This is a genomic window from Janthinobacterium sp. SUN206 (genome assembly GCF_030587305.1).
In the GTDB taxonomy this organism is placed as follows: Bacteria; Pseudomonadota; Gammaproteobacteria; order Burkholderiales; family Burkholderiaceae_D; genus Janthinobacterium; species Janthinobacterium kumbetense.
This window is the reverse complement of the sequence record NZ_JAPWIB010000001.1, coordinates 824,686-847,229: the sequence shown is the minus strand read 5'-3', so window position 1 is coordinate 847,229 and position 22,544 is coordinate 824,686. Positions and strand designations below refer to the sequence as shown.

General features: G+C 62.1%; 21 protein-coding genes. 8 read left to right on the top strand and 13 right to left on the bottom strand.

Translation table 11 applies throughout. The features are described 5' to 3' along the window. Positions 1-88: 88 nt before the first annotated feature. The 4 genes from nadA to O3300_RS03620 all read left to right on the top strand — a co-directional run bounded on the left by nadA (position 89) and on the right by O3300_RS03620 (position 4,041). The gene (nadA, locus tag O3300_RS03635) at positions 89-1,222 is read left to right on the top strand and encodes a quinolinate synthase NadA (RefSeq protein WP_289904874.1); all 1,134 of its coding nucleotides are present in this window, start codon (positions 89-91) and stop codon (positions 1,220-1,222) included. Beyond that, positions 1,219-2,085: a carboxylating nicotinate-nucleotide diphosphorylase gene (gene nadC, locus O3300_RS03630; RefSeq protein ID WP_305052063.1), complete on the top strand. Its 867-nt coding sequence runs from the start codon at positions 1,219-1,221 to the stop codon at positions 2,083-2,085. Before nadA ends, nadC begins: the two co-directional genes overlap by 4 nt. Next, on the top strand, positions 2,085-2,843 hold the full coding sequence (locus tag O3300_RS03625; RefSeq protein ID WP_305052062.1) for an ABC transporter substrate-binding protein: 759 nt from the start codon (positions 2,085-2,087) through the stop codon (positions 2,841-2,843). Before nadC ends, O3300_RS03625 begins: the two co-directional genes overlap by 1 nt. A gap of 115 nt (positions 2,844-2,958) precedes the next feature. After that, complete coding sequence (locus O3300_RS03620) at positions 2,959-4,041, top strand: TIGR03118 family protein (protein WP_305052061.1); 1,083 nt, start codon at positions 2,959-2,961, stop codon at positions 4,039-4,041. Positions 4,042-4,096: 55 nt separating this feature from the next. Here O3300_RS03620 and O3300_RS03615 read toward each other — a convergent pair whose 3' ends face one another. After that, positions 4,097-4,990 (bottom strand): neutral zinc metallopeptidase, encoded by an 894-nt coding sequence (locus tag O3300_RS03615; protein WP_305052060.1) that lies wholly within the window; start codon positions 4,988-4,990, stop codon positions 4,097-4,099. A gap of 165 nt (positions 4,991-5,155) precedes the next feature. Between O3300_RS03615 and O3300_RS03610 the strand changes: the two genes are divergently transcribed. After that, complete coding sequence (locus tag O3300_RS03610) at positions 5,156-6,049, top strand: GNAT family N-acetyltransferase (protein ID WP_305052059.1); 894 nt, start codon at positions 5,156-5,158, stop codon at positions 6,047-6,049. A gap of 4 nt (positions 6,050-6,053) precedes the next feature. Here the strand turns inward: O3300_RS03610 and O3300_RS03605 are convergent, their stop codons facing one another. Beyond that, on the bottom strand, positions 6,054-6,752 hold the full coding sequence (locus O3300_RS03605) for a DAPG hydrolase family protein (RefSeq protein ID WP_180278785.1): 699 nt from the start codon (positions 6,750-6,752) through the stop codon (positions 6,054-6,056). A 107-nt stretch (positions 6,753-6,859) separates the two neighbouring features. Here O3300_RS03605 and O3300_RS03600 point away from each other — a divergent pair, with 107 nt between their 5' ends. After that, positions 6,860-7,534, top strand: coding sequence for a TetR/AcrR family transcriptional regulator (locus tag O3300_RS03600; protein ID WP_305052058.1), 675 nt, complete (start codon positions 6,860-6,862; stop codon positions 7,532-7,534). On the opposite strand, the gene O3300_RS03595 is transcribed toward O3300_RS03600, so the two are convergent. From O3300_RS03595 to O3300_RS03565, 7 genes are all read right to left on the bottom strand, one after another. Further along, the gene (locus O3300_RS03595) at positions 7,497-8,177 is read right to left on the bottom strand and encodes a DNA alkylation repair protein (RefSeq protein WP_305052057.1); all 681 of its coding nucleotides are present in this window, start codon (positions 8,175-8,177) and stop codon (positions 7,497-7,499) included. The genes O3300_RS03600 and O3300_RS03595 overlap by 38 nt on opposite strands. Before the next feature lie 198 nt (positions 8,178-8,375). Then, entirely contained in the window at positions 8,376-9,152 is a 777-nt protein-coding gene (locus O3300_RS03590) for a peptidylprolyl isomerase (RefSeq protein WP_034756072.1), read from the bottom strand. 116 nt (positions 9,153-9,268) lie between these two features. Beyond that, complete coding sequence (locus O3300_RS03585; RefSeq protein ID WP_077404793.1) at positions 9,269-10,048, bottom strand: peptidyl-prolyl cis-trans isomerase; 780 nt, start codon at positions 10,046-10,048, stop codon at positions 9,269-9,271. 112 nt (positions 10,049-10,160) lie between these two features. After that, positions 10,161-10,463 (bottom strand): BolA family transcriptional regulator, encoded by a 303-nt coding sequence (locus O3300_RS03580; RefSeq protein ID WP_251348613.1) that lies wholly within the window; start codon positions 10,461-10,463, stop codon positions 10,161-10,163. Beyond that, a complete protein-coding gene (locus O3300_RS03575; RefSeq protein WP_099411909.1) occupies positions 10,460-11,089 on the bottom strand; it encodes a septation protein A in 630 nt (209 codons plus the stop codon). The genes O3300_RS03580 and O3300_RS03575 overlap by 4 nt, the downstream gene beginning before the upstream one ends. A gap of 75 nt (positions 11,090-11,164) precedes the next feature. Continuing rightward, the gene (msrB, locus tag O3300_RS03570) at positions 11,165-11,566 is read right to left on the bottom strand and encodes a peptide-methionine (R)-S-oxide reductase MsrB (protein WP_034756083.1); all 402 of its coding nucleotides are present in this window, start codon (positions 11,564-11,566) and stop codon (positions 11,165-11,167) included. Between the two features lie 9 nt (positions 11,567-11,575). Next, the gene (locus O3300_RS03565; RefSeq protein ID WP_305053129.1) at positions 11,576-13,018 is read right to left on the bottom strand and encodes a YdiU family protein; all 1,443 of its coding nucleotides are present in this window, start codon (positions 13,016-13,018) and stop codon (positions 11,576-11,578) included. Positions 13,019-13,279: 261 nt separating this feature from the next. On the opposite strand from O3300_RS03565, the gene O3300_RS03560 reads away from it, so the two are divergent. Continuing rightward, positions 13,280-14,932 (top strand): 3-(methylthio)propionyl-CoA ligase, encoded by a 1,653-nt coding sequence (locus O3300_RS03560; protein ID WP_305052056.1) that lies wholly within the window; start codon positions 13,280-13,282, stop codon positions 14,930-14,932. 6 nt (positions 14,933-14,938) lie between these two features. On the opposite strand, the gene O3300_RS03555 is transcribed toward O3300_RS03560, so the two are convergent. From O3300_RS03555 to O3300_RS03540, 4 genes are read right to left on the bottom strand one after another with little or no spacing between them, the layout of a single operon-like run. Then, on the bottom strand, positions 14,939-16,465 hold the full coding sequence (locus O3300_RS03555) for a chemotaxis protein CheW (RefSeq protein ID WP_305052055.1): 1,527 nt from the start codon (positions 16,463-16,465) through the stop codon (positions 14,939-14,941). Then, positions 16,452-16,985 carry a chemotaxis protein CheD gene (locus tag O3300_RS03550; RefSeq protein ID WP_289910059.1) on the bottom strand — a complete coding sequence of 178 codons (534 nt, stop codon included), beginning with the start codon at positions 16,983-16,985 and terminating at the stop codon, positions 16,452-16,454. The genes O3300_RS03555 and O3300_RS03550 overlap by 14 nt, the downstream gene beginning before the upstream one ends. Then, positions 16,982-17,806, bottom strand: a complete 825-nt coding sequence (locus O3300_RS03545; RefSeq protein ID WP_099667882.1) for a protein-glutamate O-methyltransferase CheR — start codon at positions 17,804-17,806, stop codon at positions 16,982-16,984. The genes O3300_RS03550 and O3300_RS03545 overlap by 4 nt, the downstream gene beginning before the upstream one ends. Positions 17,807-17,809: 3 nt before the next feature. Then, positions 17,810-19,810 carry a PAS domain-containing methyl-accepting chemotaxis protein gene (locus tag O3300_RS03540; RefSeq protein WP_251348618.1) on the bottom strand — a complete coding sequence of 667 codons (2,001 nt, stop codon included), beginning with the start codon at positions 19,808-19,810 and terminating at the stop codon, positions 17,810-17,812. Between the two features lie 627 nt (positions 19,811-20,437). Here O3300_RS03540 and O3300_RS03535 point away from each other — a divergent pair. Further along, positions 20,438-22,525, top strand: a complete 2,088-nt coding sequence (locus tag O3300_RS03535; protein WP_305052054.1) for a 3-hydroxyacyl-CoA dehydrogenase NAD-binding domain-containing protein — start codon at positions 20,438-20,440, stop codon at positions 22,523-22,525. Positions 22,526-22,544 lie beyond the last annotated feature (19 nt).

Genomic DNA, 22,544 nt, shown 5'->3' with positions numbered 1-22,544 from the left:
CCACACCGACGCGCCGCGGTCCTTTCGTTCCGGCGCACCTGCTTTATTGCAATCGTGCCGGTCTATCCCGTTTTTGTTTGACACAGCCATGCAAACTTTAGCCATCAAATCCGTCGAGTACGAACATCCACAAGACGGAGCCAGCTGCACTGCCCATGCCTGGGCACGCACGCCAGCGACGCCTTCCCCGGCCGAAAAAGCCGAACTGATCACGCGCATCAAGCGCTTGCTGATCGAGCGCGAAGCCGTGCTCGTTGCCCACTACTACGTTGATGCTGACCTGCAAGACCTGGCGGAAGCCACGGGCGGCTGCGTCTCCGATTCCCTGGAAATGGCCCGCTTCGGGCGCGACCATCCGGCCAAGACCCTCGTCGTGGCCGGCGTGCGCTTCATGGGCGAAACGGCGAAAATCCTCAGTCCCGAAAAAACGGTCTTGATGCCCGACCTCGACGCGACCTGTTCGCTCGACCTGGGCTGCCCGGTGGATGAATTCACAGCCTTTTGCGACGCTCATCCGGACCGCACCGTCGTCGTCTACGCCAATACCAGCGCCGCAGTCAAGGCGCGCGCGGACTGGATGGTGACGTCGTCCATCGGCCTCGACATCGTTGCCCATTTGCATGCGCAGGGCAAGAAAATCCTGTGGGCGCCGGACAAGCACCTGGGTTCGTATATTCAGAAGGAAACGGGCGCCGACATGCTGCTGTGGCAGGGCAGCTGCCTCGTGCACGACGAATTCAAGGGCATCGAACTCGATTTGCTCAAGGAAGAGTATCCGCAAGCCAAGGTGCTCGTGCATCCGGAGTCGCCCGCCAACGTGGTGGCCTTGGCCGACATGGTGGGTTCCACGTCGCAAATGATTGCGGCAGCGCAAACCATGGATACGGACACTTTCATTGTCGCCACCGACAACGGCATCCTGCACAAGATGCGCGCGGCCGCGCCGGGCAAGCGTTTCATCGAAGCGCCCACGGCCGGCAACAGCGCCACGTGCAAGAGCTGCGCGCACTGCCCGTGGATGGCTATGAACGGCTTGCTGAACCTGGCCGAAACGCTGGAAAACATGCACAACGAAATCCACGTCGATCCTGCCGTCGGCCAGCTGGCCGTGCGTTCGATCAACCGCATGCTCGACTTCGCCGCCGCCAAGAAGGCGGGCCTCAAGCCGGGCGCGGACCTGGCAAAAGAAACTAAATTGTTCCAAGGAATCGGTCCAGCATGAGTACCCTCGTTAATTCTTTCGCCCCTTTCGATCCCGCCCTGGCGCGCGCATTCGAAGGCAATTTGCTGGCCGCCTTGCTGGAAGACGTGGGCCAGTGCGACCTGACGGGCGAACTGGTGCCGCCCGACCATATCGTCACGGCCCGTGTCATCGTGCGCGAAGCAGCCGTGTTGTGCGGCGCGCCTTGGTTCGAAGGCATCATGAAAAGCCTGGACCGCAGCATCGACATCGTTTGGCATTACGCGGAAGGCGACATGATGACGGCCGACAGCGTCGTCTGCACGATCGAAGCACCGGCCCGCGCCTTGCTCACGGCCGAGCGCAGCGCCCTCAATTTCCTGCAGTTGCTGTCGGCGGTCGCCACGGCCACGCGCCAGTATGTGGACGTGGTCGCCGGTACCAAGGCGTCCATCCTGGACACGCGCAAGACCCTGCCGGGCCTGCGCCTGGCGCAAAAGTATGCGGTGCGCGTGGGCGGCGGCAAGAACCAGCGCCTGGCCCTGTATGACGGCATCCTGATCAAGGAAAACCATATCGCGGCCGCGGGCGGCGTCAGCCAGGCCCTGGAAAATGCGCGCAACCTCGACGCGGGCGTGCCCGTGCAAATCGAGGTGGAAACCCTGGCGCAATTGCGGGAAGCGCTGGATGCGGGCGCTGTTTCCGTGCTGCTCGATAACTTCAGCAACGACATGATGCGCGACGCCGTGGCCTTGACGCATGGCCGCGCCTTGCTGGAAGCGTCCGGCGGCATCAATTTCGACACCGTGCGCGCGATTGCCGAAACGGGCGTGGACCGCATCTCGATCGGCAGCCTGACCAAGGATGTGCGGGCCACCGATTACTCCTTGCGCATCGTCGGCTGATGAGCGGAGCAGGGCGGCGCCTGCTGGCCTTGGCGCTGCTGTGGCCGGCATTCGCCGCGCCGCTGCAGGCGCGCGAGCTGCTGGCCGTGGGCGCGCAGTTCGAGCGCGTCTTCGAGTACCAGGACAGCGGCGAGTATGGCGGCCTGGGCGCGGAACTGCTGCGCCTGATGGCGGCACGCACGGGCAATACCGTGCGTTTTCGCATGGTGCCGTGGGCGCGCGCGCAAGCCATGCTGGTACAGGGCCAGGCCGATATCCTGATCGGGCCCTACAAGACGCCCGAGCGTATCGCCAGCATGGCGTTTGCCGACAAGCCGTTTTACCAGGACCAGATGGTCTTTTACACGCGCCAGGACGCCAGCTTCGGCTGGGATGGCGACTACGCGGTGCTGAAGAGCCGCCGGGTGGTGCTGCTCAATGGCTGGGCCTATGGCGCGGACTGGGAGCGCGTGCGGCCCGGCTTGCAGGTCAGCGTGGCGAATAACGTGGAAAACGGCTTGAAGATGCTGGTGCACAACCACGTCGATGTGTTCGTCAGCAACCGCCGCAATACCGACCCCGTGATCGCCCGCCTCGGCTATGGGCGCCAGGTGAAACCCTTGCCCAAAGTCATAGAAGTGCAGAACGGCTATTTTGCCTTTCCCCGCTCGCCCGCCTTCGACAAGCTGCGCCTGCAGTTCGACCAGGAATTGAATAGCCTGATCGACACAGGCGAACTGAAAAAGCTGGGCAAGCGCTACGACGTCGGCATACCCTGACGGGGCGCAAGCCCTATCTGCGCTGCGCTTGACGCGGCTCAAGCGCCCGGCACGGTCCGCTTATACCCTGATGGCAGGCAGCGCAACTCTGCCGATCACGCAGAAGGGGAACGCCATGAAAACGCATACCACCAGGCAGATTGTTTGCGCCTGTCTCGCCGCCGCGCTGGCCACCGCGCTGTTTGCCTGCGGCGGCGGCCACCACCATCACAAGCCGCCGGCCCTGAACGCATATGCGGCGACCAGCCTCGTGTCCGATACGGCCGCGCTGCCGGCCGCGCACACGGACCCCAACCTCGTCAATGCCTGGGGCGTGGCGTTCAATCCGCGCGGCTTCGTCTGGGTGGCGGCGAATGGCACGGCGAAGTCGACCTTGTACGATGGCAACGGTGTGCCGCAATCGCTGGTGGTCAGCACGCCGGCAGGGCCGACGGGCATCGTCTTCAACGGCACGCAGGATTTCAAGCTGAGCCAGAATGGCGTGACGGCGCCCAGCCCCTTCATCTTCGCCAGCGAAAGCGGCAGCATCTCGGCCTGGTCGCCCACGGTCAGTCCCGTCACGGCCCTGGTCGTGTATGACGGCAGCGCCGGCGGCAGCGTCTACAAGGGCCTGGCGATTGCCGCCTATGCGGGCGCCAACTACCTGTATGCAGCCGATTTCCATAACGGGCGCGTCGACGTCTTCGATGCCAGTTTTGCCAGGGCCAGCTGGCCTGGCGCGTTCAGCGATCCCGGCTTGCCGGCCGGCTATGCACCGTTCGGCATCCAGGCCATCGGCGAGCGCATCTATGTCGCCTATGCCATGCGCGAAGCCAGCGGCGACGATGAACAGGCGGGCGCGGGCCTGGGCATCGTCAATGTGTACGACACCGGCGGCACGCTGCTCAAGCGGCTGGTGAGCGGCGGGGCCTTGAATGCCCCGTGGGGCATGGCGCTGGCGCCGGCGGACTTCGGCTCTGCCAGCAATATGCTGTTGATCGGGAATTTTGGCGATGGCAAGATCAACGCCTATGACAGCGTCACGGGCAAGGCTGGCGGGCCGCTGCTCAAGCCTGACGGCACGCCGCTGGTGATCGATGGCTTGTGGGGCATCGCCTTCGGCAATGGCCTCAACAGCCAGCCCGTCAATACCCTGTTCTATGCGGCAGGGCCGGCTGACGAAGCGCACGGACAATATGGGCGCATCGACGTGAAGTAGCGTGGCACGGGCAGGCGCGCTGTGCCCAGCGCGCCTGCAACCGGCCGGCAAGGGCCTACAGCTGGCGTGCCTCGAAGGTGTTGCACTGGGCAATCTGGCCGCTCTCGATGCCCTTGCTGAACCAGCGCACGCGCTGCTCCGAGGTGCCGTGCGTAAATGAGTCCGGCACGACATGGCCTTGCGACTGCCGCTGCAGCGCATCGTCGCCGATGGCCGTGGCCGCTTTCAGGGCCGCTTCCACGTCGCCCTGTTCCAGGATCTTGCGGTCGGCGTTCGCGTGATACGCCCACACGCCGGCAAAGCAGTCGGCCTGCAATTCCAGGCGCACGGACATGGCGTTGGCCTGGCGCTCCGATTGCGTGCGGCGGGCATTGTCGACCTTCTCGGACAAGCCCATCAGGTTTTGCACGTGGTGGCCCACCTCATGCGCGATCACGTAGGCCTCGGCAAATTCGCCCGAGACCTTGAAGCGCTGCTGCATCAGGTTGAAGAAATCGAGGTCCAGGTAGACTTTCTGGTCTCCAGGGCAATAGAAAGGCCCGCTGGCGCTCTGGCCCGTGCCGCAAGCCGTCGGCGTGCTGCCGGAAAACAGCACCAGCTTGGGTTTCACATAGCTGCCGCCTTCCGCCTTGAACAGGGCGCCCCAGGTGTCTTCCGTATCGGCCAGCACGGTTTTCACGAAGCGTGCCATCTCGTCCGATTCGGGCGGCTGGCGCGCGGGCGACTGGCTTTGCTGGGTGCTGATCTGGCCGCCACCGCCGCTGAGCAGGTTGAGCAAGGTCAAGGGATTGACGCCCAGCACATACGAGCCGACGAGGGCGATGACGATGGTGCCGATGCCGATCGAGCGCCCGCCAAACCCAAAGCCGCCACCGCCGCCGCCCCCACCGCCGTCTTCGCCACGGCGATCTTCCACATTGTCGCTTTCGCGATTGCCTTCCCATTTCATGATATCTACTCCTGCTGCGATTTGCGATTGATTGGTGACGCCGCAAGATGTCTCTTGCGGTGAGTCTTATAACGAATCTTACAATTATCGCAGCAAACCGCGCCGCGACAGGAGCGACAGTGTTACGCTTTGCAACTTTCCACCCACATCACAACAGGTACACGCATGGCGCTTGCCAACGATACACGCATTTCTCCCGTCGCGGTGGTCCAGGCCCAACTGGACGCCTACAATGCCCACGACGTGCCGGCCTTGCTGGCCATCTATGCTGATGACGCACAGCAATTCCAGCATCCCGATACCTTGCTGGCCACGGGCAGCGGGCAAATCGGCCCCCGTTTCACGGCCCGCTTCGCCGCCAGCAAACCGCACGCGCAGTTACTCAACCGCATCGCCTGCGGCAAGCTGGTGATCGACCATGAAATCGTCCATGGCGACACGGACGATGGCGTGTCGGCGCAGGAATTGGTGGCGACGTATGACGTGGAGCAGGGACGCATCAGCCGCGCCTGGTTCAGCTTTGGCGCTTTGAGCAGCTTGCGCGTGGCGCTGCCGGCCGACGTGCCTGCCATGAACACGCTGATCGCCCGTTCCGGCGTGGCGCTGAGCGCGGGGTTTTATACGCCGGAACAGGCGGAGTCCGTGACGCGCCACGTGTTCGGCGTCGATACGCAGCTCGTTGCCGACCAGACGTATTTCGTCATCGAACGGGAGGGCGCCATGCTGGCTTGCGGCGGCTGGAGCCGGCGCGCCACCCTGTATGGCGCCGACCGCGCCAAGAGCGGCCCGGACCCGCTGCTCGATCCGGCCAGCCAGCCGGGCCGCATCCGCGCCTTCTTTGTGGAGCCTGGCGCCGCGCGCCAGGGCCTGGGCAGCATGCTGATGCGCCATTGCGAACGCCAGGCGCTGGCCGCCGGTTTTACTGCCCTGGAACTGGCCGCCACCTTGCCTGGCGTGCCGCTGTACCTGGTCAGCGGCTTTGCCGTGACGGAAGAGTTTTACCTGGACTTGCCCGATGGCGTCAAACTGCCGCTGGCGCGCATGCACAAGCGGCTGTAATGTTTTACCAGGGCAACGGTGCTTGCTCTCCATTCGCGTGCTCGCCGTAATACAGCGAGGGCAAAAAGCGCGACAGGTAGGTAAATTCGCTGTAGCAATGGCGCAGCAAGTTCAGGCCCAGCACGTCGGGCACGTCGCGCACGGGGTTCAGGCTATTGCGGCCTAGCAAGAAGCGGCTGCGCAGCACGCAGCCCGTGGGGGTGTCGCGCGTCAGGTGCAGCATTTCGCCATCGAGCGGGTCGCCCTGCGGGTCGAGCACCACGTGGTCGCCGAAGCCGATGCGCGCGCAGATGGCGGCCGACAGGGCGCCGCTGTCCCTGGCCTGTTGCAGTTGCGCCGTATCAAATACATCCTTCGGATCATGGAACTTCAGCTTGGCTTTCACGGGTGGAATGTCGCCCAGCGATTCCACTGCCTCGATCGAGGCGCCGTAGTAACTTTCTCCCTTTTTCCACGCGCTGTTCCAGCCATGATGGGCCACGTGATCGTGCGGGTGCCACCATTTGATGTGCTGCGTCGTCTCGAAAAACGTAAACCACCAGTCCAGCATGCGTCCGCTGCAGCCGTGCAGTTCCGTGCGCGCCGCCACCAGCAGGCAACCGTTTTCCAGGCGCGTGACGCCCGTTTCCAGGTGCAGGGGAAATGGGTCGAGCAAGTCGCCCGTGCTGGTAATGCTCCATGGGAATTCAATATGCTGCGTCATGTCGTTCTCCTTTGTTGAGGTGAGCCAATTATATATTAAAGAAACGTTTAACGTTTCCTAAATATGTTTCAGTGTAAAATTGCTCATCGATCAAGCTTGGAGCTGGCATGCAGGAAGAAGAGAGCAAGGCCTTGCGCGGGCGGGGCCGTCCGGCGCGGCCTCCCGAGGAGGCACGCGAGGCGGCCGTGCAGGCGGCTACCTGGCTGCTGCTGAACGAAGGCTATGCGGCCACGACCATGGAAGCGGTGGCGCGCCACGCGGGCATGGCAAAGAAATCGCTGTATCAATACGCGGCCAACCGCGAGGAACTGGTCGCCCTGGTGGTGTGCGGCTGGACGGACGCTTTCCTGCCGGCCATGGCGCACGATGCGGCGGGGCCTGGCGAGGTGTTGCCGCTGTTAAAAGAGATATTGCAGGCGATGGCGGCGCGCGTGCTGACGGCGGACGCCGTCGGACTGTTCCGCCTGCTGTGCACGGAGTTTCCCGCCCGCGCGGATTTACTTGCCGTGTATCAGCGCAACGGCATCGAGCGGGGCACGGCCCTGCTGGCCGACTGGCTGCAGCGTCAGGCCGCGCGCGGCCATCTGGCGTTGCACGATGGGCGGGAGCTGGCCGGCTTGCTGCTGGCCATGGTGATTGCCGAGCCCCTGCGGCAGATGGCGCTGGGCTTGCTGGCGCCCGCGCCGGCCTGGGATGCCGCGCCGCGCATCGATGCCGCGCTGCGCCTGCTGGGCGGCTCGGCCTTCAGCGTGGCTGGTGCTTCAGCGCTTCGCGGTAGCTGAGCGCCGACAGTTGCTGGCGGTGCGCGTTGGCAAACGCCGTCACGGCCTCGGGCGCGTGGCGCGCGTAGTCGCGCAAGGCCCAGCCGATGGCCTTGCGGATGAAAAACTCGTCTTCGTGGGCCAGCGCCAGCGCCGCGCCGAACAGCCAGGCCGCATCCGTGTCGGCCCGCCAGCCCAGCTGGTGCAGCATGGCGATGCGGCGCAGCCAGAAGTCCTTATGGCGCAAGGCGCCCTCCATGTGCGCATGGCCGTCGCCGCCGCGCTGTTGTTCCGCCTGCAGCACCTCGCCGACGATGCCCGCCATGCCGTCGACGCTGTCCCACCACGCGCGCTGGCGCGCCAGTGCCAGCAGGGCGGGGAGGTGTTCAAGGCCCAGTTGGCGCCGGTGCAGGGCCAGCATGTCGAGCGCCACGTGCTGGTATTCGCGTTCCGGCTGTTGCCACAGCAGTTGCGCATGTTCCAGCAGGGCATCGGCACCGATGCCTTGCAAGCCCGCCAGCAAGCCCCTGGCGGCCAGCCGCCGCTGCGGCGCTGCCACGCCCAGGAAAACGAACTGGTCACGCATATAGGCCTGCATGGGCCCCGCACGGCCCGGTTCGGCAACCGCTTCCAGCGCCGCCTTCAGTTCTGCATGTAAATCCATCGCATCTCGCTTTTTTCAGACGTAAAAAAAGCGCTCCGAAGAGCGCTCTTGTCCAGCCATCCAAACGGCTGATAGAAGCGTAGCGAGCGGCAGCGATTTGTGGCCGAGACGCGCAACCGTACGAAAGTACGGGGCCGCCGAGGCGGTGAGCATCGCAGGCCGCAAAGCGCGACGCGCAGTAGCTTATATCAGGCGTTTTTATTGGATTTTTGCCTTCTTCATCAACTCATCGCGGTAGGCGGCGAGTTTCTTCTGTTGCAGCGATTCGGCCACCTGGCCCTTGACTTCTTCCAGTGCCGGCAACTTCGTCGGACGGGTTTCTTCCAGCTTGATCACGTGGAAGCCGAATTGCGATTGCACTGGCGTTTGCGTGACCTGGCCTGGTTTCAGGGCGACCATGGCGTCAGAGAATGGCTTCACGTACGAAGCTGGGCTAGCCCAGTCCAGGTCGCCGCCATTGGCTGCGGAACCGTCTTTCGATACTTTCGCCAGTTCTTCGAACTTGGCGCCGCCTTTCAGCTTGGCGATGATGTCTTTCGCTTCCGCTTCGGTGGCGACCAGGATGTGGCGTGCATGGTATTCCTTGTCGCCCGCTTGTGCCTTGAACTTGTCGTATTCGGCCTTGATTTCAGCGTCCTTGACAGGGTTTTTCTTCACGTAGTCGGCCAGCAGGGCGTTGATGATGATGCTTTGACGGGCATTGTCGATCTGCGACTTGACTTCCGGACGGGTGCCGTAGCCTTGCTTGTCGGCTTCCTGGATCAGCACTTCACGGCCGATCAGGTCTTTCTTGATGGCTTCGCGCAATTGCGGCGAATCCGCTTGTTTGCCTTGGGCGACGACTTGCTTGACGACCTGGTCGACGCGCGACGAAGGGATGGCCTTGCCGTTCACGGTGGCCACGTTTTGCGCGAACGCAGGGATCGCTACAACGGCGACCAGGGCTAAGATCAGGCGGGCTGGCTTCAAAATCATGTTCATTCCTAATAAGTATACAAAAACCGATACAAAAGATCGCGACTGCCGTGCAGTACGCATTCAGGCGCAGAATACACGACCGGCGCCGAAAAGGGCGCCGGGGAGGTCAGTTCTTACTGAACTTTCGCTTTTTTGATCATTTCTTCCTGATACGCTTGCAGTTTCTTTTGCTGCAGCGCTTCGGCGATCTGTGGCTTGACTTCTTCCAGAGTCGGCAGTTTTGCCGCGCGGGTGTCGTCCAGCTTGATCACGTGGAAACCGTTAGGCGTTTGCACCGGGGTGTCGGTGACCTGGCCTTTTTGCAGTTTCACGAAGGCGTCGGAGAAGACTTTCGGGAAGGACGATGGTGCTGCCCAGTCCAGGTCGCCGCCGTTGTCGGCCGAACCGGCATCTTTCGATTGCTTGGCCAGGTCTTCGAACTTGGCGCCGCCTTTCAGCTTGGCGATGATGTCTTTCGCTTCCGCCTCGGTAGCTACCAGGATGTGGCGTACGTGGTATTCCTTGTCGCCGGTCTGGGCCACGAAACGGTCGTATTCCGCCTTGATTTCAGCGTCGTTGACGGGGTTCTTTTTCAGGTAGTCGCCGACCAGGGCGTTGATGACGATGGCCTGGCGTGCGTTCTCGATTTGCTGCTTGACTGCTGCATCTTTACCGAAACCTTTGTTTTCCGCTTCTTGCATCAGCACTTCACGGCCGATCAAGTCCTTCTTGATCATTTCGCGCAATTGCGGCGAATCCGGTTGCTGGCCTTGGGCGACGACTTGCTTGACGACTGCATCAACGCGCGACGATGGGATAGGCTTGCCATTAACAACGGCAACATTTTGCGCAAAAACAGGTACCGCGACAACGGCGAGTAGTGCGATCAGCAAGCGGGCTGGCTTAAAAGTCATTATTAAATCCTGTTAGGGAAAGTTTCGTAAAAAACGCATGGAAAGAAATCCAGGCATGGCGCCAGAAGCAAGGGCATACCCAAGTAATCCGGGTACGCCAAAAACGCCATCCTTATGCTACCTCGGACGGCGCCAATGCCACAATCGCCAATGCATGTATCTCATTATGCATCATATCGTGCACGGAATCATACACCAGTCGATGGCGCATGACGAGCCTGAGCCCTTCAAATTGACTAGAAATAATGCGTAGATTGTAATGGCCGCCGCCCGAGGCAGCGCCCGCATGGCCCCGGTGGCGCGCCGAGTCGTCTTCCAGCACGCATTCCAGAGGGGAAAGTGCCGTTTCCAGGCGGGTACGAATGCGCTGCATGCGCGTTTCCGGCGAAGTATTTTCGGTGGTGGTGTGCATCATGCGTCTTCCTTGATATGTTTGGCCAGGAACAGGGTTTGCGCCACGATGAAGGCAAAGAAAATACCCGTCGCGCCAAACGCCTTGAAGCTGACCCAGGCAGCCATGTCGCCCTTGTACAGCACGAAGGCGACGAACAGGTTCAGTGCGCCGATGGCGCCGAAGAAAATGATCCATGCGGCCAGCAGCTGGTTCCAGACGGCATCCGGCAATTGCACTTGCGCTTCCATGGTCTTGCGGATCAGGTTTTTCTTGAAACCCACGTGGGCGATCAAGAGGGCCAGGCCGGACAGCCAGTAGATCAGGGTCGGCTTCCATTTCAGGAAGAAATCGTCATGTAGGTAAATGCTGGCGCCGCCGAACACGACAAAGATGAACAGCGACAGCCACAGCATGCCGTCCACCTTGCGCCCGCGCAGCAGCAGATAGCTGACCTGGCAAGCCGTGGCGACGATGCCGACGAGGGTGGCAAGTATCCACGGCGCCTGGTCGGCCTTGATCAGGCCGCCAGACACGAAGCCGGACAGATATTGCTGCACGAAATCGTGCGTGGCCGCTTCATACATGCCGCCCAGTTTGAAGGCGGTGAAGAAGGCGATCAGGGGGAAGAGGTCGAATAGAAATTTCATGGCGAGACTTTACACTGGTCTTATTAAAATCATCTTAGGAATGGCTTAGGAGCAAGGCCCAAGCCATTGCCAGCATCACGGCTGCGGATCGAAGCGCAGGGAAGCCGAATTGATGCAATAGCGCAAGCCGGTCGGCGGCGGGCCGTCCGGAAACACGTGGCCCAGGTGGGCGTCGCAGACGGCGCAGACGATTTCCGTGCGCACCATGCCGTGGCTGCGGTCGACGATTTCCGTGACATTCGCCGGGTCGAGCGCCTGGAAATAGCTGGGCCAGCCGCAGCCGGAGTCGAATTTCGTGTCCGAGGCGAACAATGGCGTGTTGCAGCAGACGCAGGTGTAGACGCCGTGTTCATGGTGGTCCCAGAACTTGCCCGTGAAGGCCCGTTCCGTGGCCGCGTGGCGCGTGACTTCGTATTGCATCGAGTCGAGCATGGCGCGCCATTCGGCGTCGGTTTTCTTGACTTTATTGGTGGTCATAAGGACTCCTCAGGATGAGCAACTGACTTCAAGGTGGCTGGCCCAGTCGGGCGGCAGGGCCGCATAGTGCTGGTGTTCGGGCTGTTCGTCAAATGGCTTTTGCAAAACTTCCAGCAATTTCGCCACTTCCGTGTAATCGTGCTGCTGGGCTTTCTCGATGGCCACTTGCGCCAGGTAGTTGCGCAGCACGTATTTCGGGTTGACCAGGTTCATGGCGGTGCGGCGCTCGGCATCGATGCTGTGTTCCTGCAGCAGGCGTGCGCGGTAGGCGGCAGCCCACGCATCGAATGCGGGGCGGTCGATGAACATGTCGCGCAGCATCGTGTCGTGTTCGGGAGCGACCACTCGCAAGGTCGCCAGCGCGCGGAAAAAGTTGGTGAAATCCACGTGATTGGCTTGCATCAGCGCAAACATGCCGTCGAACAGTTGCGTATCGTCGTCGTGTTGCGTGCGCAAGCCCAGCTTGGCGCGCAGCAAGGCATTCATCTTCTCCGCAAACGCGGGCTGGTAGCTGTCCAGCGCCGCCTGCGCCTCGGCCACTTCACCGATCAGCGGCAGCAGGGCCTGGCCCAGCGCATAGCAGTTCCAGTGGCCCACCTGCGGCTGGTTGGCGTAGGAATAGCGGCCCTGCTGGTCCGTATGGTTGCAGATGTGCTCGGCATCGAACGCTTCCATGAAGCCGAAGGGGCCGTAATCGAGCGTCAAGCCCAGGATGGACATATTGTCCGTGTTCATAACGCCATGCATGAAGCCCACGGCTTGCCATTGCGCAATCATGTGCGCCGTGCGCACGCAGACTTCGGCCAGCAAGGCTTGATATGGATTTGATGCAGCGCGCAAATGGGGATAAAAACCGTCGATGATGTAATCGGCAAGGATTTTCAGCTCTTCCGGCTTCTTGCGGTAAAACCAGTGTTCGAACGAGCCGAAGCGCACAAAACTGGGTGCCATGCGCGTCACGACGGCTGCAGTCTCGACGGTTTCGCGCATGATGCCTTGCTGCGAACCCATGATGGAGAGCGCGCGCGAGGTGGGAATGCCCAGCGCCGCCATGGCTTCCGAACACAGGAATTCGCGGATGGACGAGCGCAGCACGGCGCGGCCATCGCCCATGCGCGAATACGGCGTGGCGCCGGCGCCTTTCAGCTGCAGTTCCATCGGACCGTGTTCGGTGGCGATATCGCCCAGCAGGATGGCGCGGCCATCGCCCAGCTGGCCAGCCCAGACGCCGAACTGGTGGCCCGAATACACGGCCGACAGGGGCAGTGAACGCTCGGCAACCGTATTGCCGCTCAGCAGCGCCACATAGTCGGGCTCGGCCAGGCGCGCGCCATCGAGGCCGATGAGGGCTGCGGCCGGTGCGCTGGCGGCCACGAAATATGGGGCGGGCAGGGGCGTGGGCATCCAGCGCGTATAGAACGCGGGCGGCAAGGCCGCAAAGGCATTATCCAGTGGTAAGGTATGAGCGGTGATGGCAATTCCAGTCAGTAAGATGGACCGGCAAGGTGCGCCAGCCTGGAATGCGATTTTACCGCACAGCGCCAGGGCGCGTGGCGGGCGCTGTCGTGGGGAGCAATGGGGCAAAAAACGGAATCAAAAATTCCATGCTGCAATGCAATATCGAAATGCGTTGACGATTTCCGCACGACCGTACGAAACTAAGGAAAATCTTTAACTTCCAACAATAACCGAGTATCCAAACCAGGAGACACGATGTCGGCATTTCCCTTGAGTCCAGTGATGGGCCAGATGATGAATCAGCCCCTGCTGATTTCCAGCATTATCGAGTTTGCAGCGCGTCATTATGGCTGCGGCGAAATCGTGTCGCGCCGGGTGGAAGGCGATCTGCACCGTTATACCTACCGCGATTGCCACCAGCGCACGCGGCGCCTGGCGAATGCCTTGCACGGCCTGGGTATAGGCATGGGCGACCGGGTCGCCACCCTCGCCTGGAATGGCTACCGCCACCTGGAAGCGTACTATGCCGTGTCCGGCTCGGGCGCCGTGCTGCACACCATCAATCCGCGCCTGTTCCCCGACCAGATCGCCTACATCTCGAACCATGCCGAAGACCAGGTCTTGCTGTTCGATTTGACCTTCTTGCCCGTGGTGGAGAAAATCGCCGCCGACTGCACCTTTGTCCGTCACTTCGTGCTGATGTGCGACCGCGAGCGCATGCCGGCCAGCAGCACGATCCCCGACCTGCTGTGCTATGAAGACTTGATCGCCACGCATTCCGACGATTACGCGTGGCCCCTGTTCGACGAAAATGCAGCCGCCACCCTGTGCTACACGTCGGGTACGACGGGCAACCCCAAGGGCGCCCTGTATTCGCACCGCTCGACCGTGCTGCACGCGTACGCGTCGGCCATGCCCAGCGCCCTGAACGTGCGCGCCTCGGACACCGTGTTGCCCGTCGTGCCCATGTTCCACGTGAATGCGTGGGGCTTGCCGTATTCCGTGCCCCTGTCCGGCGCGCGCATGGTGTTTCCCGGCGCGGCGCTCGATGGCAAGTCGCTGTATGAACTGTTCGAGGCGGAAAAGGTGACGTTCTCGGCCGGCGTGCCCACCGTCTGGCTGGGTTTGCTCAATCACGCCTTGCAGAATAACTTGCAGTTTTCCACCTTCCGCCGCACGGTGATCGGGGGGGCCGCGTGCCCGCCCGCCATGATGGATACCCTGATCGACAAGTTCGACATCGAGGTCATCCACGCCTGGGGCATGACGGAAATGTCGCCGCTGGGCACGGCCGGCGGCTTGCAGACCAAGCACCTGGACTTGCCGAAGGAGGAACAGCGCAAGATCCTGCAAAAGCAGGGCCATGCGATTTATGGCGTGGACATGAAGATCGTCGACGACGATGGCAAGGAATTGCCGTGGGATGGCGTGGCCTACGGGCATTTGCTGGTGAAAGGGCCGTGGATCATTTCCTCGTACTACAAGAACGAGGGCGGCGAGGTGTTGCAGGATGGCTGGTTCCCCACGGGCGACGTGGCTACCATCGATGCGGACGGCTACATGCAGATCACGGACCGCAGCAAGGACGTGATCAAGTCGGGCGGCGAGTGGATCGGCACCATCGACCTGGAAAACCTGGCCATGGCGCACCCGGCCGTGCTGCAGGCGGCCTGCATCGGCGTGTTCCACCCGAAATGGGACGAGCGCCCCGTGCTCGTGGTGGTGTTGCGTCCCGGCATGACGGTCACGCGCGACGCCTTGCTGCAATTTTTCGAAGGCAAGATCGCCAAGTGGTGGACGCCGGACGACGTGCTGTTCATCGACGCCCTGCCCATGGGCGCCACGGGCAAGATCCAGAAAAACAAGCTGCGCGAGCAGTTCAAGGGCCACCAGCTGCCGGGCATGTAAAGCAGCCTAGGCCGCCTGAGGCAGCGCCGACCCCAGTTTTTCCAGCAAATGATCGCACTGGAAGACGGACAGGGTCTGGCGCTGCTTATCCGTGCCGATATCGATCATTTCATCCATTTCGCTGCGCAAGTCGTCATGTTCTCCCGTGCGGATGATTTGCGGCGCCGCAAAGCGCTGGCTGTCGGAAATCGTCATGATGTTATCGACATGGTCGACGAGAAAACCGTAGCGCTCGTCACCCCGTTCCACGATCAGAATCTTGCCCGCGCTGGCGTCCGGCAAGGCCGGCATCGCATACAGCTGGCGCAAGTCGATGATGCTGATCATTTGCTGGCGTAAATTCAGCATGCCGCGCATGCAGGCCGGCATGCCCGGCGGCGTGGTGATGGCGCCGCTGAAATCGATGATTTCGCGCACTTGCCCGATTTCCACGGCGAAGCGGGTTTCCACCGTAAACGTGATGTAGACGCGGCGTTGCGCCTTGCGCGTGGCGGCGGTGGCCGTTTCCGGGTCGCTGGGGTACAGGCGCGCGTGGCCGTCGCGCATCTCGACGATCTCCGCCTGCGACAGGATTTCCTTGTGGTCCAGGAAAATGATGTCGCCCAGGCCTTCTTTCGTGATGCAGCCGGCAAACATGGCGGCGCGCGCCTTGCTCAGCAGGGGAATCGGCAGCACTTCGTCGCCAAAGAAATGCACGATGCTGTCGACGGAGTCGACGAGGAAGCCCACGGTCGTGTCTTCCAGGCGCACGACGATGATACGCTGGTCGCCGGTGGCGGCCTTGCCCGGTTCGCCCGCCTGCAGCAGGGCGCCGAAATCGACGACGGCCACCTGGCTGCCGCGAAAATGCATGCGCCCCAGGCACAGTTCGCTGTTCAGCAGGGAACTGTGCAGTTCCGGCACCCGGATGATTTCCTGGATGGCCAGCATTTCGAAGGCAAACGTGGCGCCCGCCGCATGGAAGCTGACGCACTGCCGGCGTTCGCTTTGCGCGTGATAGCGGGACGTGCTGAGCCTGGCGCCCGTCGCCTGCAGGGCCAGCACGTGGGGCACGTTTTCGATGCGCAGCAGGGCGTGCGGGTCGAGTACCTGCAGCAGGCGCGCGCCGCCGTCCTGCAGGATCGTGCCGGCGATGACGGCGTGGCAGTCGCCGGCCGCATAGTGCAGGGCGCTGCGGGCGCTGGCGGGCACGCGCAGGATTTCGCCCGTATCCTGGAAAACGATGCCGATCAGCACTTGCTGGAAATCGAGGATGGCGATCTTGTCCGTGGCCACGGCGCGCGGCGCGTCGGCGCGGAACAAGCGGCCCAGGTTGACCACCGGAATGACGCTGCCGCGCAAGGTGAACATGCCTTCCAGGTACGCGGGCGACAGGGGCAGGGCGGTGACTTTGGCGGGGTAATTGACGACCTCGCGGATGCAGCTGGCGGGCAGGGCGAATTCATCGTCGCCCAGGTGGAAGGACCCGAACAGTTCGGTGGCCGTGTCGCTGGCGCCCTGCGCTTGCAAGCCCGTTGCTTCATGCATATCCATATGCGCCTTCCTTGCGTGGAATCAATTCGGGTTGCGCCACCACATCGGTGACGGCATAGCTGTGCCGGGCGCAATCGATCAGCAACTGGCGCCCGTGGCGGCCGCCCAGCGCGCAAAAACTGACGTGCAAGCCGCACTGGTCCAGGTATTTTTGCGCCGCTTCCGCGTTTTGCCTGCCCACTTGCAAGCGCCCGTTGCGCGGGCCAAACATGCTGGCTCCGCCCGCCAGCACTACTTCGATATCGGCGTAATCGGCCTGGCGCACGCCCATCAGGCGCAGCAGCGAGGGCACGGCCTGGCTCACATAGCGTGCATTCTGGGCGCCAGGGGCGCCGGCGGTACCGGGCGCTTCCGGCAGCAGGCAGTGGGCCAGGCCGCAGCACGGGCCATTCTTCCAGATGAAGCCGATGCCGATGCAGGAACCGAGCAAGGCTTGCAGCTGCTCGCCCTGCGTGCCCACGCTGAGTTGCCCCATGCCAACATGTTGCAGTGGCAAGTTATGCTCGATGATGATGCTCATGCGGTACCCGCCTTATAAATCATGGGAAACTCGAATTGATAGCCGGTGCCGAGGCGGGCGATGGTTTCCGACTCGCCCAGGATCAGCCGGCCCTCGTCCTTCAGGCTCAGGCGTGCCTGGCGCAGCACGGTTTCCTGGTGCTCGGCGTCGAAATAAATCAGCACATTGCGCAGGAAGACCAGGTCGAAGCGCTGGGCCGGGCGCAGCGCTTCCAGCAAATTATGCTGGGCAAAGCTGACGTGCTGGCGCAACTCCTCGTTGACCTTGACGCCGTACGGCGCGGGCGTGAAATATTTGCGCAGCAAGTCCGGGTGCGACAGGCGGATGCGCTCGACGGAGCGGCCGCTGTACTGGCCGGCCCGCGCCGCGCCCAGGATCTGCTGCGAAATGTCGCTGGCCAGGATCTGGTAGCGGAAGGCGGGCGCCTGCAGCTTGAATTGCTCGCACAGCATGGCGATCGAATACAGTTCCTCGCCGCTGGCGGCGGCCGCCGACCAGATGGCGAGGCAGCCGCCCGGATGCGCGCGCGCCCAGGCGGGCAGGTAGCGGTCGCGGAAGTAATCCCAGATGGACGGCGTGCGGAAGAACAGGGTGTCGTTGGTGGTCACCAGGTCGATGAAATGGGCCACCTCGTCGCGGTCGCTGGCCACGCGGTCCAGGTAAGCCTGGTAGCTGTGCAGGGACAGCGCCTGCAGCCGTGGCTGCAAGCGCCGTTCCAGCAAGACGCTCTTGCGTGCCGTCATGGCGATGCCCGTATGCTGACGCACCAGCGCGATCAGGGTCGTCAGCACCTCGGGCGTCAAGGTGGCCGCGTGGCTCATGGCCTACACCACGAAGCCGGAGACAGTCTGGTTCAGGCTGCCCGCGCGCTCGTTCAAGCCATCCGTCGAGCGGGCGATGCTGTCGCAGTTGGCGGCCGACTTTTCCGTTTCCTCGGCAATGTACTGGATCGCCGTGGACACTTCGCGCGCCGTCAGCAGCTGCTCGTTGGCCGCCTTCGAGATATCCGAGATGGCCAGGGTGGTCTTCGCCACGCCCGAGACGATCTTGTCGAAGGCGTCGCTGGCCTGGCGGGAGATTTCGCTGCCCGTCGAGACGCGCTTGACGGATTCGTTGATCAGCTTGGAAATTTCCTTGGTCGCCTGCGAAGAGCGCTCGGCCAGCTTGCGCACCTCGTCGGCAACGACGGAAAAGCCCAGCCCGTGCTCGCCCGCGCGGGCCGCCTCGATGGCCGCATTGAAGGCCAGCATGTTCGTCTGGTTGGCGATTTCGCTGATCACCTTGACGATTTCGCCGATGTCTTCCGACGAGCGGTTGATCAAGTCCATCGCTTCGATCGACTTGGCGACGGCGCGCGCGCCCGCTTCCGCTTCCTGCTGCGTGGCTTTCGCCAGGTAATCGGCGTTCGAGGTGTTTTCCGCGATGGAATTGATGGAAAAGGTCAGGCCGTCGATGGAGGCGTTCATTTCTTCCACCGTGGCGCCCAGCGCCTGCGTGCCCACGGCCACGCCCGTGGCCCGTTCGGCGATCGCGTGCGAGGCGTCGGCAAAGCCGTTCGCCGCCGACACCACGTTGCCGATCACGCCGCGCAAGTCGATGATCATCTTGCTGATGCCGCCGGCCAGCAGGTCGATCGGCTCGTCGCCCTCGGGCACGATATTGCAGGTCAGGTCGCCTTGCGCCGCGCGCGCCACCGACTCGAGCAAGGCATTGACCTTGCGGCTGTCGTTGGCGGCCTTGGACTGGATGCTGTTTTCCAGGTTCACCTGTTCGCTGATGTCGATGGCGAACTTGACCACCTTATACGGCTTGCCGTTGAGGTCCAGGATGGGGTTGTAGGTGGCCTGTATCCACACCACCTTGCCATGGTTGCCCAGGCGCTTGTAGCGGCCCGCGTCGAATTCGCCGCGGTTGAGCTTTTGCCAGAATTTCTTGTACTCGGCGCTGCTCGCATATTCGGGTTCGCAAAACATGCGGTGGTGCTCGCCCTTGATATCGCTCAAGTCATAGTCCATGACGGCGAGGAAATTGTCGTTCGCATCCAGCACATTGCCCTGCATGTCGAATTCGATCACGGCCTGCGCCTTGCCGATGGCGCTGACCTTGCCTTCGTATTCGGCGTTGCGCTTTTTCAGGGCCGTGACGTCGCTGGCGAACTTGACCACCTTGAAGGGCCGGCCTTCCGTATCAAAAATGGGGTTGTACGAGGCGTTGAGCCAGATTTCGCGGCCGTCCTTGGTGACGCGCTTGTATTCGCCCGCGTCGAACTGGCCTTGCCCCAGCTTGTGCCAGAACTGCGCATAGTCGTCGCTGTTGGCGTAGTCGGGCAGGCAAAACATGCGGTGATGCTTGCCCTTGATCTCGTCGAGCGTGTAGCCGACGGACTTGAGGAAATTGTCGTTGGCGTCGAGGATGGTGCCATCGAGCCGGAATTCGATCACGGCCTGGGCCTTGCTGATGGCGTCGATCTTGCCTTCGTAATCGGCGTTGCGGCGCTTGGTGGCCGTGATGTCGGTGGCAAACTTGATGACTTTATACGGTTTGCCGTCCGCGTCGAGGATGGGGTTGTAGGATGCGTTGATCCACACTTCGCGCCCATCCTTGGCGCGGCGCTTGTATTCGCCATGGTCGAACTCGCCGCGTCCCAGCTTGGCCCAGAAGTTGCTGTATTCATCCGTCTTGACATACTCGGGGTCGCAGAAGATGGCATGGTGCTTGCCTTGCACTTCCGCCAGGGTATAGCCGACGACGCGCAGGAAATTGTCGTTCGCATGCAGGATGGTGCCGTCGAGTTCGAATTCGATCACGGCCTGGACACGGTTCAATGCAGTATTTATCGCTTGTAAGTCCAGATCCTGGGAGTGGCTGACATGGCTGGCTGCGTCCATAGTATTTCCTTCGGGGTGAGAAGAGGAATGGGAACGATAATGCCGCTGCTATTACTTTTACTGCTATCCATAAAAGGCAGCAATGTTATTGCCGCGGTCGACATCTGGTGATAATCGGTGAGAATGTGCGCGCAGAACGGCCGCCAGTGTTTTTCCTGCGGTATGCCTTATTGTAGATAAATTGTAGAGTATTGATTTGTATCAACAATTTTATTATTCCCCAGCATCTGGCGAAAAACAAGGGGCGGGAATAAATAATGTAAAAACTGTCGCAATTGGCCCATGCCGGCATATAACAAACGCATTTTCTTACATAATAAAACGGCGTTATTATTATTGTGCTTTTATTATTTAAATGAATATTCAAGTGATAGCTTCTACTGGACCTTGCTGCATGCAGCAGAATCTTTCCGCAAATGATGTTGTACCATGGCGTACCATGCTGGCGCCTGCGCGCGCACGACAAAAATAATACGAGCGTTCTTTTATGCGGTATAGTGCAGCTTCATCCCTTGCAACCACCTCATCGCCAAGCAAAAACCTATAGACCAACAAGGAAGAGACATGAGTGCTGAATATCAAGTGAACGGCGCCGTTGCCGTCATTACCCTGGCCAACCCGCCCGTCAACGGCCTGGGCCTGGCGACGCGCACGGCCGCCGTGGCCGGCATCCGCCAGGCGCTGGCGGACGAGTCCGTCAAAGCCATCGTCATCACGGGCGCCGGCAAGGCCTTTTCGGGCGGTGCCGATATCAAGGAATTCAATTCGCCCAAGGCGCTCACGGAACCAACGCTGCACACCTTGATCAATGTCGTCGAGCAATCGACCAAGCCCGTGGTGGCAGCCATCCACAGCGTTTGCATGGGCGGCGGCCTGGAGCTGGCGCTGGGCTGCAACTATCGCGTGGCCGCGCCTGGCGCGCAGATGGCCTTGCCTGAAGTCAAACTCGGCATCTTGCCGGGCGCGGGCGGCACGCAGCGCCTGCCGCGCGTGCTGGGCCTGGAAATGGCCTTGAACATGATCGTCTCGGGCACGCCCGTGGCGTCGGAAAAACTGGCCGGCACGGCCCTGTTCGACGAAGTCATCGCGCCCGGCGCGGACTTGCTGGCCGCCGCCGTGGCCTTTGCCACGAAAGTGGGCGACGTGCGCCCGCTGCCGAAAGTGCGCGAGCGCAAGGTCGATTACCCGAACCACGAAGCGTTCCTGCAATTTTCGCGCAATACCGTGAAAGCCATGTCCGGCCCGTTCCCCGCACCGCTGAAATGCGTCGATGCCGTGGCGGCCGCAGTGACGATGAAATTCGACGAGGGCTTGAAGTACGAGCGCGAACTGTTCATGCAGCTGGTGCAGTCGCCGGAATCGAAAGCCCTGCGCCACGCCTTCTTTGCCGAGCGCGTCGCCAGCAAGGTGCCCGACGTGCCGGCCGACACGCCCGTGCGCACCATCGCCAGCGCGGCCATCGTCGGCGCCGGCACCATGGGCGGCGGCATCGCCATGAATTTCGCCAACGCGGGCATCCCCGTGACCTTGCTGGAAACGAAGCAGGAAGCGCTGGACAAGGGCCTGGCCACCATCCGCAAGAATTATGAAAACACGGTCAAGAAGGGCAAATTGACGCAGGACAAGGCCGAGCAGCGCATCGCCTTGGTCAGCGGCACGTTGGCGTATGCCGATATCGCGCAGGCGGACATCGTCATCGAAGCCGTCTTCGAAGAGCTGGGCGTGAAGGAAACTGTCTTCAAGCAGCTGGACGCCGTCATGAAGCCGGGCGCCATCCTCGCCTCGAACACCTCGACCCTGGACCTGGACAAGATCGCCGCGTTCACCCAGCGCCCGCAGGACGTGGTCGGCACGCATTTCTTCAGCCCGGCGAACGTCATGAAACTGCTGGAAATCGTCCGCGGCAAGGAAACGGGCAAGGATGTGCTGGCCACGGCGCTGGCGCTGTCGAAAAAGCTGAAAAAGACGGGCGTCGTTTCCGGCGTGTGCGACGGTTTCATCGGCAACCGCATGATCGAGCAATACAGCCGCCAAGCCGGTTTCCTGCTGGAAGAAGGCTGCCTGCCGGAGCAGGTCGACAAGGCCGTCGAGAAATTCGGTTTTGCCATGGGCCCGTTCCGCATGGGCGACCTGGCCGGCAACGACATCGGCTGGGCCATCCGCAAGCGCCGCTACGTGGAAAAACCGGAAGTGACGTATTCGAAGACGGCCGACCTGCTGTGCGAACTGGGGCGCTATGGCCAGAAGACGGGCGCCGGCTGGTACGACTACAAGCCGGGCGACCGCAAGGCTTACGCCTCGGAACAGGTCAACGCCATGATAGTCCAGCATTCCGCCGACATCGGCGTGGCGCGGCGCAAGATCAGCGACCAGGAAATCGTCGAGCGGCTCGTGTATGCGCTGGTCAACGAAGGCGCGCGCATCCTGGAGGAGGGCATCGCCCTGCGCGCCTCGGACATCGACATGGTGTATCTGACGGGCTACGGCTTCCCGCTGTTCCGCGGTGGCCCCATGTTCTACGCGGACACGGTCGGCTTGCCGAACGTGCAGGGCGCGATCGCTGGCTACGCGAAAGGCCGCCACGGCGAAGCGTGGACGCCGGCGCCCCTGCTGGTGAAGCTGGCGGGCGAAGGCAAGGGTTTCAATAGCTGATGTTGGGCTGTTGAATGAC

Bases quoted from the DNA above. Each gene is read 5' to 3' on its own strand.
- nadA (WP_289904874.1), top strand. From the start codon at position 89: ATGCAAACTTTAGCCATCAAATCCGTCGAGTACGAACATCCACAAGAC.
- nadC (WP_305052063.1), top strand. From the start codon at position 1,219: ATGAGTACCCTCGTTAATTCTTTCGCCCCTTTCGATCCCGCCCTGGCG.
- O3300_RS03625 (WP_305052062.1), top strand. From the start codon at position 2,085: ATGAGCGGAGCAGGGCGGCGCCTGCTGGCCTTGGCGCTGCTGTGGCCG.
- O3300_RS03620 (WP_305052061.1), top strand. From the start codon at position 2,959: ATGAAAACGCATACCACCAGGCAGATTGTTTGCGCCTGTCTCGCCGCC.
- O3300_RS03615 (WP_305052060.1), bottom strand. From the start codon at position 4,990: ATGAAATGGGAAGGCAATCGCGAAAGCGACAATGTGGAAGATCGCCGT.
- O3300_RS03610 (WP_305052059.1), top strand. From the start codon at position 5,156: ATGGCGCTTGCCAACGATACACGCATTTCTCCCGTCGCGGTGGTCCAG.
- O3300_RS03605 (WP_180278785.1), bottom strand. From the start codon at position 6,752: ATGACGCAGCATATTGAATTCCCATGGAGCATTACCAGCACGGGCGAC.
- O3300_RS03600 (WP_305052058.1), top strand. From the start codon at position 6,860: ATGCAGGAAGAAGAGAGCAAGGCCTTGCGCGGGCGGGGCCGTCCGGCG.
- O3300_RS03595 (WP_305052057.1), bottom strand. From the start codon at position 8,177: ATGGATTTACATGCAGAACTGAAGGCGGCGCTGGAAGCGGTTGCCGAA.
- O3300_RS03590 (WP_034756072.1), bottom strand. From the start codon at position 9,152: ATGATTTTGAAGCCAGCCCGCCTGATCTTAGCCCTGGTCGCCGTTGTA.
- O3300_RS03585 (WP_077404793.1), bottom strand. From the start codon at position 10,048: ATGACTTTTAAGCCAGCCCGCTTGCTGATCGCACTACTCGCCGTTGTC.
- O3300_RS03580 (WP_251348613.1), bottom strand. From the start codon at position 10,463: ATGATGCACACCACCACCGAAAATACTTCGCCGGAAACGCGCATGCAG.
- O3300_RS03575 (WP_099411909.1), bottom strand. From the start codon at position 11,089: ATGAAATTTCTATTCGACCTCTTCCCCCTGATCGCCTTCTTCACCGCC.
- msrB (WP_034756083.1), bottom strand. From the start codon at position 11,566: ATGACCACCAATAAAGTCAAGAAAACCGACGCCGAATGGCGCGCCATG.
- O3300_RS03560 (WP_305052056.1), top strand. From the start codon at position 13,280: ATGTCGGCATTTCCCTTGAGTCCAGTGATGGGCCAGATGATGAATCAG.
- O3300_RS03555 (WP_305052055.1), bottom strand. From the start codon at position 16,465: ATGGATATGCATGAAGCAACGGGCTTGCAAGCGCAGGGCGCCAGCGAC.
- O3300_RS03550 (WP_289910059.1), bottom strand. From the start codon at position 16,985: ATGAGCATCATCATCGAGCATAACTTGCCACTGCAACATGTTGGCATG.
- O3300_RS03545 (WP_099667882.1), bottom strand. From the start codon at position 17,806: ATGAGCCACGCGGCCACCTTGACGCCCGAGGTGCTGACGACCCTGATC.
- O3300_RS03535 (WP_305052054.1), top strand. From the start codon at position 20,438: ATGAGTGCTGAATATCAAGTGAACGGCGCCGTTGCCGTCATTACCCTG.